Here is a 13,500-nt window from a genome sequence, read left to right as displayed (position 1 = left end):
TGACGATCGGGAGCAGGTGCAGCCGTCGGGAGTGTGGGCGACCGCAGTGGGAGTGGCCAGGGTGCGAGCGCTGGAGACCGAGCGGGAGAACCCGCTGTTCCGCGACCCACTGGCACAGGCCTTCGCCACCGCCGGCGGGCTGGGCCCCTCCTCGCCGCCGCTGCCCGATGAGGCCGCGGAACTCCGCCGACTGGCCGTGTCGTTCTCCATCGTCGTCAGGACGAAGTTCCTCGACGACGTATTGCAGCAGGCCTCCGCGTCCGGGGTCCGGCAGGTCGTGCTGCTCGGCGCCGGCATGGACAGCCGGGCTTTTCGGATGGACTGGCCCGAAGGCACCCGGTTGTTCGAGGTCGATACCGCCGCGCCACTGGACTTCAAGGCGTCGGTGCTGCGCCAGGAGCGCGCCGTCGCACGCTGCGAGCGAATCACCGTCGCGGTGGATCTGCGGGATGACTGGCCGGGCGCGCTGGCCGCCGCAGGACACGACCCGACCGTGCCGACCGTATGGATCGCCGAAGGGCTGCTGATCTATCTGCCCGAGGACGCGGTGGAGTTGCTGCTGGCCCGGATCGGCGCGCAGTCGGCGCCGGGCAGTCGCATGGGGCTGACACTGAGCCCGCGCGGCGTGATCGAGCGCTTCCGCGCGGAAGCGCTCGCGGGATCGGCGGCGTCCATGTGGCTCTCGGAGATGCCCGAAGACCCGGTGGACTGGCTGGCCGGGCACGGCTGGGAGGCCAGCACCCACACCCTGCGCGAGCGCGCCGCCGCCTACGGCCGCCCGATCAACACCCCGCCGCGGCCCGAGGAACAGCCCGGCGGACTGGTCTCGGCGGTCCGCCGGTAAAGCCCCCTTCCGGTAGAACGTCCCGGTTCCCCCGATAGCCATTAGTCGTTCCCAGGAACCCGGTACGCGGGGCCGGAGGCCACCCCGCTGACCGGCGCCAACCCGGGGGTGGCGATGGTCTTCCAGTCCTTCGCCCTGTTGCCGTGGCTGACCGTGCGGCAGAACGTCGAACTCGGGCTGAAGGCCCAGGGCGTCGCAGAGGAAGAGCGCCGCGAGCGCGCGCTGAAGGCGATCGACCTGATCGGGCTGGACGGCTTCGAGTCCGCCTACCCCAGGAACTGTCCGGCGGCATGCGCCAGCGCGTCGGCTTCGCCCGCGGCATCGTCGTCGAGCCGGACGCCCTGCTGATGGACGAGCCCTTCTCCGCCCTGGACGTACTGACCGCGGAGAACCTGCGCCGCGAGGAGGCCGCCGCGGCAGCCGTCGAGGCCGTCCCCGCCGTGGCCGTCGCCCGTCCCGCGCCGACACCGACCAACACGCCACTGCCGGACGTTAGCGTCGGCGGGCTCGCCGGCCTGCTGGAGATCCTCGTCGCCCGCGGAGGCCGCGACGGCCTGGCCGAGATCGCCGACGAGCTCAGCTTCGAGATCGACGACCTGCTGCCCCTGGTGGACACCGCCGTACTGCTCGATCTCGCCCGCATCGACGGCGCCGACATCGCCACCACCGACGCCGGGCGGGAGTTCGCCGCCGCCGACATCCTCACCAGCAAGCACCTCTTCGCCCGCCACGCCGCCCACCACGCCCCCCCCTGGTCCGCGTTATCGTTCAGGCCCTGGCCGCCACCCACGGCCACACCCTGCGCGAGGGCTTCTTCCTCGACCTGCTCCGGCGCGGCTTCTCCGCCGAGGACGCCCGCAACCAGCTGGAGACCGCCATCGACTGGGGCCGCTACGCCGAGCTGTACGACTACGACCGCGACGACGGCCGGCTCACCCTCGAACCCGGAGCCCAGACCTACCTGTAAACCCGGGTGCGTCAGGTGCGCTCCCGGTGGGCGGTGTCGGCCAGCAGGTGGGCGAGGTCCGCGGGCAGGTCGAGGTTGTGTTCCAGCCAGGTGGCGTCGTGCCCGTGGGTGGCGAAGATCCACGCCGCGTAGAGACGGTTCAAGCCGGGTGCGTCGGGTGTGAGCAGAAGCGGGCGGACGGCGTCCATGGGAAAGCCGTCCAGGGCGCGAGTGGTGAACCACGACCCGTCGACTGTTTCGGCCAGCTGTCGTCTGGCCTGTCGCCGGGCCCGGCGGTGACTGTGTATGACGGCCGCGACCACGACGAAGGCCGCGGTGGCGGCTCCGACGAGGGCGCCAGCGATGATCGGCCGGTCGGCGCGCGGCGCGGTGGCCAGCACGGTCATCTCCAACACGGTCAACAGCAGGACGCCGAGCACGACGGCGCCCTCGCCGGTCTGCGGGTGGGGCAGTGGCCTCATCGCCGTCTTCCTCCTCTTCCCTCTTCCATCGTGGTCCGCAAGCGGGCCCGATGTCCTTGGGCCGACCGTCCTCTTGCGGGATTCGTACGCGGCCTGCAGGCGTGTGATCAGGCCGGCACACGGGGCGCGGGTCGCGCTCGGTGTCCTCGTCCTCCAGGTGCCAGTGCGAGTCATGTATTGCCGCCTCCGGGGAGAGTCGGGCGATGACCTGTCCCAGGGCCCTCGGCCTGGCCGGGGATGGTGACGGTGGCACGCAGCCCGGTGGTCTGGTCGTCGTCCTCGCGGCGGGCCCGCAGCCCGATCGGTGCCTGGCCAGGCGCACGTCGGCCCGTTCCGGGGTGGGCGGTCACGACCACGCACGGCCAGCAGAGCAGCGCCCTCCCGCTTGCTGGGGAAGGCGGAGCATCGCGGTCACGGGTTCCACGCTTTCCCTACCAGGCGGCACAGCGGTAGTCGACCGCGGAAGGCCGCGGAGTGGGGTCGAGGGCCGGTTGGTTGCGGCCGGTGTCGTTGTCGGCGGTGGCGTCGAGGTGCCAGTGCAGGTCGCGGATGCCGGGTTCCAAGGAGAGACGGGTCACGACCTGCTCCAGTGCGCGGGTGACGTCGCCGTCGACCAGGACGGTGGCACGCAGACCGGCGGTGTTCTCGCTGCGCCGGGCGCGCAGGCCGGTGGTGGGCAGCCCGGAGGCGGTCAGCGCCTGCAGGAGCAGGGCGCGTATGTGGGTTTCCTCGCTGCGGTCGCACTCGATGTGCACGGTGGCGGGGAGGTGGGTGTCCTGGTCGGTGCCGCCGGCGGGGGCGTGGTCGAGGAGGCGTCCGGCCGGGCGCAGCAGGACGTGTACCGCCAGGACGACCACGGCGAGGATCAGGGCGAAGGCGAGGTGGCCGGAGGCGGCCATGACACCCACGGCGGCCGAGCACCACAAGGTGGCCGCGGTGTTGAGGCCGCTGATGCCGCCGCCGTCACGCATGATGACGCCGGCGCCGAGGAAGCCGATGCCGGAGACGACATAGGAGGCGACCCGGGTGGGGCTGCCCGCGTCGGTGACGGCCTCGCTGTAGAGGACGAAGGCGGTGGCGCCCAGCGCCACCAGGGTGTTGGTGCGCAGCCCGGCCATCCGGGCACGCCACTGGCGCTCGATGCCGATCAAAGCACCGCAGCCCAGACCGGTGGCCAGACGCAGCAGGAATTCAGTGGTGGTCAGGGTGTGCACGGGGCACCTCCTCGAAACCCGCCGCCGCTGGGGCACGGCGCGGACGGAGTCGGGACTGCTCCCGGGGCACGGTGGCCGGGCCGTGCGGACGCCGCTAAGGCGTACGAGGCCGGGTACCCGGGAGCGGGACGGAATGTGGCCGATGGTGGCCGGGACTGCTGGCGTCCATGGCTGCTCGCCCCCTTCCTCTGCCGGGCACGGTGGGCCTGGCGGCCGGTGCGGGAGGTGCGGTGCCAAGGCCGCAGTGCGGCGGCCCTGGAACCGTCCGTGCAGGTCGACGACCGGCACACCCCAACACTTGCACGGTTACGCAATAAAGAGCAAGGGGTGGTGTGACAGGAGAGCCGGGGATGGCCCCGCTCAGCCGCCAGGAGCTGGCCGCGAGCACGCTCGCAGACCCGCTCGGGGTCCGTGTCGCCGCGGTCTCCCAGCACTTGGCCCAGCTGCGCACGCTGGGCCTCGTGCCGCCGCGCCGGGAGGGCACCCGCATCTACTACCGCATGGGCCCGGCAGGCGTGCGGCGTCTGCTGGCAGACGTGCGGCGCCTCACCGACGCCCGCGAGAACGACGATCACGAGGCCCTGGGCCCGGCCAGTTCGGGCACGTAGGTGTAGCCGACCCGGCGCACGGTGGTGATCGCGGCGGCGTGGGCCGGGCCGAGGGCGCGGCGCAGTCTCGCGATGTGGACGTCGACGGTGCGCAGGTCGCCGATCGGGGGCTTGTCCCAGACGGTGTTCATCAGCTGGCCGCGGGTGTGCACTCGGTGCGGATGCGCGAGCAGGTGGGCCAGCAGCTCGAACTGCAGGTAGGGCAGGTCCAGTGGCCGGCCGCTGACGGTGACCGTGCGCCGGTCGCGGTCGACGACGAGTCCCGGGGCGGGCTGGGGCGCGTGCGGCGGCTGCGGGCTGGTGCCGTTTTGGTAGTCGGGGTGCAAGTGGTGGGCGCGGCGGTAGGTCAGAGGCATGTCCGCTCCGGAAGGGACGATGGCGGGTTCTTCAGGGGGTGCCGATGGTGGAATGGTCAGCACGTGGGCTGGAGGAATTCGAGGCGGTTGCCGGCCGGGTCGAGGGTGAAGAACCGGCGGTGGCCCGGGAGTTGGCCGTCCCAGACGATGGGTGCGCGGTGGGTGCGCAGCCGGTCGGCGAGCGCGTCGATGTCCGTCACGCGCAGGCTGGGGTGAGTGCGGGTGCCGGGGTGGTAGGGGCTTTCGGCGCCGAGGTGGAGCTGGGCGCCGCCGTGTTCGCCGGTGAACCAGCAGCCGCCCCGCACCGCGAGCATGTGCGGGCCGGTGACCTCCCGCATGCCGAGCAGGTCGGCGTAGAAGGAGCGCAGCAATGGCTCGCAGCCGGCCAGGGCGGTCAGCCGGACGTGGTCCAGGGTTGCCAGCATGGCAAGGAGTCCTCCAAAGCGACGTCGCAGACGCGAAGTCGGCGGGTCAGTTGCCGTGGTGCCAGTGGGATTCGAGGTGGCGGTGCCCGTCGGGGGCGGTGACGGTGCGCCAGTGGGCGTGCGGCCGTGCGGGGGCGGAAGCCCAGGCCCGCTGCGGTGGCGGGGTGTGGGGGGCGGCCGCGCGCAGCACGCTCTGGTCGAGCGGGCTGGCGGCCAGGCGCCGCAGGACGCGGGTGAAGAGGGCGAGCAGGCCCTGGGCGAAGGGCCGGGCGGCAGTGCCGGTGTACCGGATGGGGTGGTTGATGAGTGCGGACATGGAAGTCACCTCCGTGAACGGCAAGGTGCGGCGAGTACGGGTGGCTGAGAGCGGGTCAGCGGCGTCGTGCGGCGGCCGTGATCTCGCGTGCGGCGACCGGGGGCAGCCCGGTGAAGCGGGCCAGCCAGTCGGCGTCGTGGCCCTGCTGGGCCAGCAGGTAGGCGAGGTGGACCCGGGGATCGTGGACAGGGTCGGTGTCTGCCGTACGAGCGGACGGCACAGGTTCGTCGAGCAGGTATGGGCGTTCGGTCTCGTCGGCCAGGATCAGCCGCAGCACGGTGAGGGTGGAGCGGGACATCGCAAACCTCCGGGCTCCCGGGAGACACCGCCGCCAGGGCACGGCGGCGGCTAGGGCCTGTCCGGACTGCCAGGGCCCGGACCGGGTGGAACACGACGTGGGGTCGCCACCGCCCCCGGTTACGGCAGCGGTTCGAGGGATTCGAGGCGGTTACCGACCGGATCCTGGGTGTAGAAGCGGCGGCAGGTCGGCAGGCTGGCGTTCCACACCACCGGCGCGCCGTGGGATTCCAGCCGGGCGGCCAAGGCGTCGAGTCCGGTCACCCGGATGGCCGGGTGGGCCCGGCGGGGCGGGCGGAACCCGTCCTCGACCCCGACGTGGATCTCCAGGTGGCCGCCGTCGGCGGCGGCGAACCAGCAGCCGCCGCGGCGGGCCACCCCTGCGGGTCTGGGGATCTCCATCATCTGCAGTGCGGTGAGGTAGAAGCTGCGCAGGACGTCCTCGGAACCGGCCGGGGCGGCGTGCTGGACGTGGTCGAGTGCGGCGAGCATGACGAACGGACCTCCGTTCGGCGAGTGGGGCCCAGGTGGCGGTCAACCCACCCGGGACCGGAGCGATTTCAGTGGCCGAGGGCAACCTGGACGATTTTGATGACGACCAGCACCATCGCGATCAGGAGGTAGGTGCGCAGGGCGCCCATGCCGATCTTGCGGGCGGTGGACATGGTCGGCTTGGCCAGCGTCTGCAGTGGGGGCATCCGCCAGTTCTCCCGGCCGGTGCGGTCGATGGGGTCCTCCTTGGTGGCGGTGCGCCGCCGTGTGAAGGAGTACCCGGCGGCCAGAACCCCGGCGATACCGCAGCCGGCCATGATGTCGAGGATCGCGTTCGAGGAGATGTCCGGGAACAGGACCGAGGCGGTCAGGATCACCGACAGGGAGACCAGCACCCCGACGACGGCCGCGGTGAACGCGTTGGTCTTGGGCCCGTTCACCCATGGCCCCAGCACCTGCTTGTCGTTGCACAGCAGCAGCAGGAACACCGACGCTGAGGGCAGCAGTACTCCGGCGAGGGTCTGCACGCCCTGGGTGAGCAGGCCCAGCGGTGAGCCGGGGATGAGGACGATGGCTGCGGCGGCAGTCACGAGTCCGGCGTAGACGGCGTAGAAGCCCTTGGCGCCCTGCACGCCCCGGTGCAGCGAGTGCTTCATGCCGAAGACGTCGCCGATCGCGTACGCGGTGGACAGCGACACCGCGAAGGCGCCGATGATCGAGGCATCGAGCAGGGCGATGGCGAAGAGGACGCCTGCGACCTTGCCGGCCTTGGCCTCGATCCCGGTGATCAGGCCCGCGGTGTCGTCGAAGTTCCCGACCCCGTCGGTCCCCGCGAACGCGGCGGCGACCAGGCCCATCATGGCGGCCGCGCCGATGATGACGATGGCGATGCCGATCCACAGGTCGGCCTTCTCGTACTTCATGAACCGGGGGGTGATGCGCTTGTCGATGACGTAGGACTGCTGGAAGAACAGCTGCCAGGGTGCGACGGTCGTGCCGACGATGCCGATGATCAGGAGCATCACGGTGGCCAGCTCGCCGTTACCACCGGGGATGACCGGGACGACGAAGTCGTGGGCCATCTGCGACGACTTCGGGTGGATCATGAAGTACAGCGGTACAAGCAGCAGCGAGGCGGCGCACAGGGCGATCGCGACGCGCTCGAAGCGGCGGAAGGAGCCGGTGAACGCGGAGGCGATGATGATCGCGGCGGCCAGGATCACCGACCCGGTCTTGGGCAGGCCGAGGTAGCCGGCGGCCATGGTGATCCCGATGAACTCCGTGACCAGGGTCAGGGCATTGAGCAGGAACAGGTCGATGACGGAGAACGCCCCCCAGAACTTCCCGAACCGCTCCAGGATGAGGCGGGCGTGCCCGACCCCGGTGACCGCGCCCAGACGCAGCACCATCTCCTGGTTGACGTACAGGACGGGAATGAGCAGGAGGAGCGTCCACAGCAGCTGCGTGCCGTAGTTCTGCCCGGCCTGCCCGTACGTGGCGAACGCTCCGGCGTCGTTGTCGCCGACCATCACGATCAGGCCGGGCCCGACTATCGCGAGCAGGGTCTTCAACTTGGCCGACAGGGTGCGGCGTTCGCCGCTGTCGTGCTGCTTGATGGTGCCGAGCGCGCCCCGGATGTCACCGAGGTGGGCGTCGTCCAGGACCGCCGAGCGCGGGGCCGGAACCTTCGGGGTGGTGGGTGCGGTGGTCATGAATGAGCCTCCCAACTCCCCGGGCAGGGGGAGGAATTGGGGGCACGCGGACACTCCGCGCGGGCGCGCCGGACCAGCCCGGGGACCCGGGACGGCCATGGGCCGTACGGGTACCGGGCGAACCGGGTGCCTGCGTGGGGTGAGTGTGGTTACCGCGTGCCGAGGACGAGCGAGGTCAACAACGTCATACGGATACGGGGCCGACTGTGGCCCGGACTACTACAACTGCAATCCATGACTTTCCCTCGCCTCCTCCCGGCCGGGGCGCACGCGGGCGCCGAACGACACGGCAAGGAGCGGACCCGCCCCGATGGCGGGTTCACCCCAACTCGTCAGAGCTTTGGCACTGCACGGCGTAATCCCCCTACAGAGGAAGCCACTTGGGGTCACCCCTTAAGTCGGGGAGACCTGTCCTGACCCTGGGCGTCTCTCGACGTCGTGGGGTCAGTGGCCTGTGTCCGCGCAGACGCCTCACCGAACGAGGTGCCTTCTTCAAACCTCCAGAAGGATAGCCCCTTCCTTGCGTGATCGCGCAACTTCTTGTCGGGCTCTTGACCCTGCGGTGGTGTGACGTCGGCCATGGTCGACAGTGACGTCCCGACGGCCGGTGGGTGCCCTGCGTCTCGTTCCAGCAGGGCCAGGGGCGGCATACGCCAGCTGGTCGCTGGGGAGGCATCTGGACCAGCCTGAACGGCGATGAACGAGACCAGAACTGAGACCGAATCCATGACCGGGGCCGACGCTCGGACTCGGAACGGCCGTCGAGAAACCTGCGCGTCCCGAGCGTGGATGGAGTCCCGTGGCGCGGCTTCGTAGCGATCCTGGCGTGCCCCCCGGTCGGGTGACGGCATCGGCGACTCGGTCACGGGCCAAGCCCACGCGCCGGCCAGGCCAGCGGTCAGCTGGATTCAGTGGGACTGCTTCCGCTTCCGCCCCCTTGACAGTCACGTCCCATTACCCGGAGTATCACTGCCGTGAACCTGTCAGACAGCCAGACAGGTGGTACGGGATTGCGGCGTGTCAGCGCCATGGAAGCGGTCCTCACCCACCTTCGTCGCGCCATCGAGCGCGGCGACTACGTGATCGGTGACAAGCTCCCCTCCGAGGCGGAGCTCTGCCGCACCCTGGAGGTCAGCCGCCCCGTGCTGCGCGAGGCCCTGCGGGCTCTGCAGACCATGGGGCTGACCGTCTCCAAGACGGGGAAGGGCACGTTCGTCGTCGCCAGCACCATCGAGGACCCCACCTTCGGCGACTACGCGGCCAGCGACCTGCTGGAGGTGCGCCGACACGTCGAGATCCCGGTCGCCGGCTATGCGGCGCTGCGCCGCACTCCGGAGAATCTCGATCACCTGGCCCACCTCCTGGACCGGATGGAGCGGGAGACCGACACCACCGCGTGGGTCGCGATGGACACGCTCTTCCACCTGGCCGTGGCCGAGGCCGCCCAGAACCCGGTGTTCCGCCGGATCATCGAGGAGATCCGGGACGCGCTGGCCCGTCAGTCGGCCTTCCTCAACGAGCTGGGCGGTCGGCGCGAGCAGTCCAACCGTGAGCACCGGGCGATCGTCGAGGCGCTGGTGGACGGTTCCCAAGACGACGCGGTGGAGGCCATGGCCCACCACCTCGACCGCGTCGAGACGACCCTCACCGACATCGTGCGCCCCCCGCGCACGGACATCCCCACGGAAGGCGGACCCGAGGCGTGAGCGAGCAGTCCCTGCAGGAAGAGTCCGATCAAGCGGACATACGCACCCCGTCCGGTCACATCGACGCCGGTGACGCGGGCTACAGCAAGTCCCTCAAGTCCCGGCACGTCAACATGATCGCCATCGGCGGCGCCATCGGCACCGGCCTGTTCCTCGGCGCGGGCGGCCGCCTCGCCGACGCCGGCCCCTCCCTCTTCATCGCGTACGCGGTCTGCGGCGTCTTCGCCTTCCTCGTAGTCCGTGCGCTCGGTGAACTCGTCCTGTACCGGCCCTCATCCGGCGCGTTCGTCTCGTACGCCCGGGAGTTCCTCGGTGAGAAGGGCGCCTACACAGCGGGCTGGATGTACTTTCTCAACTGGGTGACCACTGGCATCGCCGACATCACCGCCGTGGCTACCTACACCCACTACTGGGGTCTGTTCTCCGACATCCCGCAGTGGGTGATCGCGCTCGTCGCCCTGGCCGTGGTCCTCACCGTGAACCTCATCTCGGTGAAGATCTTCGGCGAGATGGAGTTCTGGTTCGCCATCATCAAGGTCAGCGCCCTCGTGATCTTCATGGCGATCGCCATCTTCCTGCTGGTCACCCGGCACCCGGTCGACGGCGCCACCCCCGGCCCTTCGCTGATCACCGACCACGGCGGTGTCTTCCCCAACGGCGTGCTGCCGATGCTGCTGATCATCCAGGGTGTCGTCTTCGCCTACGCCTCCGTCGAGTTGGTCGGCGTCGCGGCGGGCGAGACCGAGAACCCCGAGAAGATCCTGCCGAAGGCGATCAACTCGATCATGTGGCGCGTCGGCCTGTTCTACGTCGGCTCGGTCGTCCTGCTGTCGATGCTGCTGCCCTGGAACAGGTACTCCGCAGGCCAGAGCCCCTTCGTGACGGTCCTCTCCCACATCGGCGTCCCGGCGGCCGGCGCCGTGATGAACCTCGTCGTGCTCACCGCGGCCATGTCCTCGCTCAACTCCGGCCTGTACTCCACCGGGCGCATCCTGCGCTCGATGGCGATGTCCGGCTCGGCACCGAAGTTCACCGGCGTGATGAGCCGCACCCAGGTCCCCTACGGCGGCATCCTGCTCACCAGCGGCATCTGCGTCCTCGGTGTGGGCCTCAACTTCGTCGTCCCGGCGGACGCGTTCGAGATCGTGCTCAACTTCGCGGCGATCGGCATCCTGTCCACCTGGGGCATGATCATGCTCTGCCACCTGCTGTTCTGGCGGAAGACGCAGACGGGCGAACTGTCCCGGCCGAGCTACCGGCTGCCCGGCTCCCCGTGGACCGAGATCGTCACGCTCGGCTTCCTCCTCTCCGTGTTCGTCCTGATGTACGCCGACGGCGGCGCCAGCCGCACCACCGTGCTGTGCGTGCCGCTGATCGTGGCCGCCCTGGTGGCCGGCTGGTACGGCGTACGCGGGCGGGTCGCCCGTACGAAGTCCTCCAAGGTGAATGTGTGAACCACGCAGTGCTGTACGGAAGTCCGGTGGCTCAGGCTCAGGCTCCTGTGATTCGGGAGCCCCGCCACGCCCCGGTCGCCCACCTCATCCGCGGTGGAGTCGTCGAAGGCGTCCACTACGGCTCGGTCGTCCTCCTCGGCGCCGACTCCGCCGTGGATCTCCAACTCGGTGACATCGAGGCCGCCTTCTACCCGCGCTCGGCGCTCAAGCCGCTGCAGGCGGTGGCGATGGTGCGGGCGGGGCTGCCGCTCGACGGGGAGCTACTGTCGCTGACCGCGGCCAGCCACTCCGGCGAGGCACCGCACCTCGTCGGCACCCGTCGCATCCTGGAGCTGGCCGGGGTCGGTGAGGACGACCTGCGCAACGTCCCGGACCTTCCGTACGACCCGGTTGTGCGCGACACCTGGGTGCGCGAGGGGCGCCTGCCGTCCCGGCTCGCGCAGAACTGCTCCGGCAAGCACGCGGCCATGCTGTACACCTGCGAGCTCAACGGCTGGTCGCTGGAGGACTATCTCGACCCCGCCCATCCCCTCCAACGGGCCATCGCCGAGACCGTCGAGGACCTCACAGGACAGGCGATCGCCCAGGTGACCGTCGACGGCTGCGGCGCGCCCCTGTTCACCGTCTCGCTGCACGGGCTCGCGCGTGCCGCGGCCCGGATCACCACCTCGCCGGCCGGCACCCCGGAGGCCCGGGTGGCCGACGCGATGCGCGAGCACGCCGAGATGGCCTCGGGCTCGGGGCGCGACGTCGCCGCGCTGATGCGCGCCGTGCCCGGGCTCCTCACCAAGGACGGCTTCGAGGGTGTCCAGGTCGCCGCCCTGCCGGACGGCCGGGCCGTCGCCGTGAAGATCTCCGACGGGGCGAACCGGGCGCGTATACCGGTCGTTGCCGCGGTCCTCGCCCGCGCCGGCATCGACCGGGCGGCTCTCGCCGAGTTCGCGGGTGAACCGCTGCTCGGCGGCGGCAAGCCGGTCGGCAGCGTCCGGCCGGTCCATGCGCTCGACCCGCTCTCCCCCACGCAAGCCTGACCGAGCGAATCGTCCACCTCCGAAAGAGGCCCACACAGCAATGACCTCCGCAGCCCACCGCAGCGAACACGACCTGCTCGGCTACCGCGACGTACCCGCCGAGGCGTACTGGGGCATACACACCCTGCGCGCCAAGGAGAACTTCGCCATCTCGGGGACGCCGATCTCCGCGTACCCGCACCTGATCGACGCCCTCGCCGCCGTCAAGGAGGCCGCCGCCCTCGCCAACGAGGAACTCGGCCTGCTGGAGCCGAAGAAGGCCGCCGCCATCGTCGAGGCATGCCGCGAGATCCGCGACGGCAAGCTGCACGACCAGTTCGTCGTCGACGTCATCCAGGGCGGTGCCGGTACCTCGACGAACATGAACGCCAACGAGGTCGTCGCCAACCGAGCGCTGGAGCTGCTCGGCCACGCCAGGGGCGAGTACGAGCACCTGCACCCGAACGAGGACGTCAACCTCGGCCAGTCCACCAACGACGTCTACCCGACCGCCGTCAAGATCGCCACGGTCTTCGCCGTGCGCGGTCTGCTCAAGGCGATGGCCGTGCTCCAGGACGCCTTCGCCCGCAAGGCCGTCGAGTTCCGCGACGTCCTGAAGATGGGCCGCACCCAGCTCCAGGACGCGGTGCCGATGACACTGGGGCAGGAGTTCTCGGCGTACGCGGTCATGATCGACGAGGACCGCAGCCGGCTCGCGGAGGCCGTCGAGCTGGTCCAGGAGATCAACCTCGGCGCCACGGCGATCGGTACGGGCCTCAACGCCCCGGCCGGATACGCCGAGTCGGCGCGCCGCCACCTGACCGAGATCACCGGCCTTCCGCTGGTGACGGCCGCCAACCTGGTCGAGGCCACTCAGGACTGCGGTGCCTTCGTGCAGATGTCCGGCGTGCTCAAGCGGGTCGCCGTCAAGCTGTCCAAGAGCTGCAACGACCTCAGGCTGCTGTCGTCCGGGCCGCGCGCCGGTTTGAACGAGATCAACCTGCCGCCGGTGCAGGCCGGTTCGAGCATCATGCCCGGCAAGGTCAACCCGGTGATCCCCGAGGTGGTCAACCAGGTCGCCTTCGAGGTGATCGGCAACGACGTCACCATCACCATGGCCGCGGAGGCCGGGCAGCTCCAGCTGAACGCCTTCGAGCCGGTCATCCTGCACTCCCTCTCCAAGAGCATCATGCACCTGGAGCGCGCCTGCCTGACCCTCGCCGAGCGGTGCGTCGCCGGGATCACGGCGAACGAGGCGGAACTGCGGGCCGCCGTGGAGAACTCCATCGGCCTGGTCACCGCCCTCAACCCCTACATCGGCTACGAGGCGGCCACCGGCATTGCCAAGGAGGCCCTCGCCAGCGGGCGCGGCGTCGCCGAACTCGTGTTGGAGAAGGGCCTTTTGCCGGCCGAGCGGCTGCGGGGGCTGCTGCGGCCCGAGGTGCTCGCGGGGAGCGGTTCGCCGCAGCTCTGACCCCGGCCGCCGAGCGGGTGGAACGCCCCCCGGGCCGTTCTTCCAGCCACTGCTGTGCAGCCGGCACGAAAACCGCGGCCGAGCGGCTTCCAGTTGCGGGTGGTCGCGGGCTCCGAACGGCGCCGGACCAATGCAACCAAAGCTGCGACCAGAGCACACGATGG

At 70.5% G+C, this 13,500-nt stretch carries 16 protein-coding genes, 1 pseudogene and 1 riboswitch; of the genes and pseudogenes, 9 read left to right on the top strand and 8 right to left on the bottom strand.

Annotated elements, in window-relative coordinates; all coding sequences use genetic code 11:
• Positions 1 to 31 precede the first annotated feature (31 nt).
• From ACGFRG_RS23720 to ACGFRG_RS23705, 4 genes and pseudogenes are all read left to right on the top strand, one after another.
• On the top strand, positions 32 to 844 hold the full coding sequence (locus ACGFRG_RS23720) for a class I SAM-dependent methyltransferase (protein WP_393267231.1): 813 nt from the start codon (positions 32 to 34) through the stop codon (positions 842 to 844).
• 114 nt (positions 845 to 958) lie between these two features.
• Positions 959 to 1,192, top strand: coding sequence for a hypothetical protein (locus ACGFRG_RS23715; protein ID WP_393266887.1), 234 nt, complete (start codon positions 959 to 961; stop codon positions 1,190 to 1,192).
• Positions 1,135 to 1,533: pseudogene (locus tag ACGFRG_RS23710) on the top strand (AAA-associated domain-containing protein); the annotation flags it as partial. The gene ACGFRG_RS23715 and the pseudogene ACGFRG_RS23710, both read left to right, overlap by 58 nt.
• 62 nt (positions 1,534 to 1,595) lie before the next feature.
• Positions 1,596 to 1,811, top strand: a complete 216-nt coding sequence (locus ACGFRG_RS23705) for an AAA-associated domain-containing protein (RefSeq protein WP_393267228.1) — start codon at positions 1,596 to 1,598, stop codon at positions 1,809 to 1,811.
• Between the two features lie 11 nt (positions 1,812 to 1,822).
• On the opposite strand, the gene ACGFRG_RS23700 is transcribed toward ACGFRG_RS23705, so the two are convergent.
• Both ACGFRG_RS23700 and ACGFRG_RS23695 read right to left on the bottom strand, forming a co-directional pair.
• On the bottom strand, positions 1,823 to 2,272 hold the full coding sequence (locus ACGFRG_RS23700) for a hypothetical protein (RefSeq protein ID WP_393266885.1): 450 nt from the start codon (positions 2,270 to 2,272) through the stop codon (positions 1,823 to 1,825).
• Positions 2,273 to 2,703: 431 nt separating this feature from the next.
• Positions 2,704 to 3,486 carry an MgtC/SapB family protein gene (locus tag ACGFRG_RS23695; protein ID WP_393266882.1) on the bottom strand — a complete coding sequence of 261 codons (783 nt, stop codon included), beginning with the start codon at positions 3,484 to 3,486 and terminating at the stop codon, positions 2,704 to 2,706.
• 350 nt (positions 3,487 to 3,836) lie between these two features.
• Here ACGFRG_RS23695 and ACGFRG_RS23690 point away from each other — a divergent pair, with 350 nt between their 5' ends.
• Positions 3,837 to 4,094 (top strand): ArsR/SmtB family transcription factor, encoded by a 258-nt coding sequence (locus tag ACGFRG_RS23690; RefSeq protein ID WP_393266879.1) that lies wholly within the window; start codon positions 3,837 to 3,839, stop codon positions 4,092 to 4,094.
• Here the strand turns inward: ACGFRG_RS23690 and ACGFRG_RS23685 are convergent.
• From ACGFRG_RS23685 to ACGFRG_RS23660, 6 genes are all read right to left on the bottom strand, one after another.
• Positions 4,058 to 4,450 (bottom strand): winged helix-turn-helix domain-containing protein, encoded by a 393-nt coding sequence (locus ACGFRG_RS23685; RefSeq protein WP_393266877.1) that lies wholly within the window; start codon positions 4,448 to 4,450, stop codon positions 4,058 to 4,060. The two genes, ACGFRG_RS23690 and ACGFRG_RS23685, sit on opposite strands and share 37 nt — an antisense overlap.
• A gap of 56 nt (positions 4,451 to 4,506) precedes the next feature.
• Entirely contained in the window at positions 4,507 to 4,875 is a 369-nt protein-coding gene (locus ACGFRG_RS23680; RefSeq protein ID WP_393266874.1) for a VOC family protein, read from the bottom strand.
• A 46-nt stretch (positions 4,876 to 4,921) separates the two neighbouring features.
• The gene (locus tag ACGFRG_RS23675; protein WP_393266871.1) at positions 4,922 to 5,191 is read right to left on the bottom strand and encodes a hypothetical protein; all 270 of its coding nucleotides are present in this window, start codon (positions 5,189 to 5,191) and stop codon (positions 4,922 to 4,924) included.
• Positions 5,192 to 5,246: 55 nt separating this feature from the next.
• Positions 5,247 to 5,489 carry a hypothetical protein gene (locus tag ACGFRG_RS23670; protein ID WP_393266868.1) on the bottom strand — a complete coding sequence of 81 codons (243 nt, stop codon included), beginning with the start codon at positions 5,487 to 5,489 and terminating at the stop codon, positions 5,247 to 5,249.
• Positions 5,490 to 5,608: 119 nt separating this feature from the next.
• Complete coding sequence (locus ACGFRG_RS23665; protein ID WP_393266866.1) at positions 5,609 to 5,980, bottom strand: glyoxalase; 372 nt, start codon at positions 5,978 to 5,980, stop codon at positions 5,609 to 5,611.
• Positions 5,981 to 6,048: 68 nt separating this feature from the next.
• Positions 6,049 to 7,692, bottom strand: a complete 1,644-nt coding sequence (locus ACGFRG_RS23660) for an NRAMP family divalent metal transporter (protein ID WP_393266863.1) — start codon at positions 7,690 to 7,692, stop codon at positions 6,049 to 6,051.
• A gap of 316 nt (positions 7,693 to 8,008) precedes the next feature.
• Positions 8,009 to 8,182: riboswitch (M-box (ykoK) riboswitch) on the bottom strand.
• 538 nt (positions 8,183 to 8,720) lie between these two features.
• On the opposite strand from ACGFRG_RS23660, the gene ACGFRG_RS23655 reads away from it, so the two are divergent.
• Genes ACGFRG_RS23655 through aspA form a run of 4 tightly spaced genes read left to right on the top strand, consistent with a single transcriptional unit; the run spans position 8,721 to position 13,336 of the window.
• The gene (locus ACGFRG_RS23655; protein ID WP_361424500.1) at positions 8,721 to 9,398 is read left to right on the top strand and encodes a FadR/GntR family transcriptional regulator; all 678 of its coding nucleotides are present in this window, start codon (positions 8,721 to 8,723) and stop codon (positions 9,396 to 9,398) included.
• The gene (locus ACGFRG_RS23650) at positions 9,395 to 10,852 is read left to right on the top strand and encodes an amino acid permease (RefSeq protein ID WP_393266860.1); all 1,458 of its coding nucleotides are present in this window, start codon (positions 9,395 to 9,397) and stop codon (positions 10,850 to 10,852) included. The genes ACGFRG_RS23655 and ACGFRG_RS23650 overlap by 4 nt, the downstream gene beginning before the upstream one ends.
• 26 nt (positions 10,853 to 10,878) lie before the next feature.
• The gene (locus tag ACGFRG_RS23645) at positions 10,879 to 11,883 is read left to right on the top strand and encodes an asparaginase (RefSeq protein ID WP_393266857.1); all 1,005 of its coding nucleotides are present in this window, start codon (positions 10,879 to 10,881) and stop codon (positions 11,881 to 11,883) included.
• A gap of 40 nt (positions 11,884 to 11,923) precedes the next feature.
• Entirely contained in the window at positions 11,924 to 13,336 is a 1,413-nt protein-coding gene (gene aspA / locus ACGFRG_RS23640) for an aspartate ammonia-lyase (protein WP_361424119.1), read from the top strand.
• Positions 13,337 to 13,500: the final 164 nt, after the last annotated feature.

Source organism: Streptomyces sp. NPDC048696 (assembly GCF_043198895.1).
Taxonomy (GTDB): Bacteria; Actinomycetota; Actinomycetes; order Streptomycetales; family Streptomycetaceae; genus Streptomyces.
Note: the sequence above shows the minus strand (reverse complement) of the source record. Positions and strands in the feature narration are given on the sequence as shown.

Excerpts from the sequence above, each read along its gene's own strand:
- ACGFRG_RS23715 (WP_393266887.1), top strand. The coding sequence starts at position 959 with ATGGTCTTCCAGTCCTTCGCCCTGTTGCCGTGGCTGACCGTGCGGCAG.
- ACGFRG_RS23700 (WP_393266885.1), bottom strand. The coding sequence starts at position 2,272 with ATGAGGCCACTGCCCCACCCGCAGACCGGCGAGGGCGCCGTCGTGCTC.
- ACGFRG_RS23690 (WP_393266879.1), top strand. The coding sequence starts at position 3,837 with ATGGCCCCGCTCAGCCGCCAGGAGCTGGCCGCGAGCACGCTCGCAGAC.
- ACGFRG_RS23685 (WP_393266877.1), bottom strand. The coding sequence starts at position 4,450 with ATGCCTCTGACCTACCGCCGCGCCCACCACTTGCACCCCGACTACCAA.
- ACGFRG_RS23680 (WP_393266874.1), bottom strand. The coding sequence starts at position 4,875 with ATGCTGGCAACCCTGGACCACGTCCGGCTGACCGCCCTGGCCGGCTGC.
- ACGFRG_RS23675 (WP_393266871.1), bottom strand. The coding sequence starts at position 5,191 with ATGTCCGCACTCATCAACCACCCCATCCGGTACACCGGCACTGCCGCC.
- ACGFRG_RS23670 (WP_393266868.1), bottom strand. The coding sequence starts at position 5,489 with ATGTCCCGCTCCACCCTCACCGTGCTGCGGCTGATCCTGGCCGACGAG.
- ACGFRG_RS23665 (WP_393266866.1), bottom strand. The coding sequence starts at position 5,980 with ATGCTCGCCGCACTCGACCACGTCCAGCACGCCGCCCCGGCCGGTTCC.
- ACGFRG_RS23660 (WP_393266863.1), bottom strand. The coding sequence starts at position 7,692 with ATGACCACCGCACCCACCACCCCGAAGGTTCCGGCCCCGCGCTCGGCG.
- ACGFRG_RS23655 (WP_361424500.1), top strand. The coding sequence starts at position 8,721 with ATGGAAGCGGTCCTCACCCACCTTCGTCGCGCCATCGAGCGCGGCGAC.
- aspA (WP_361424119.1), top strand. The coding sequence starts at position 11,924 with ATGACCTCCGCAGCCCACCGCAGCGAACACGACCTGCTCGGCTACCGC.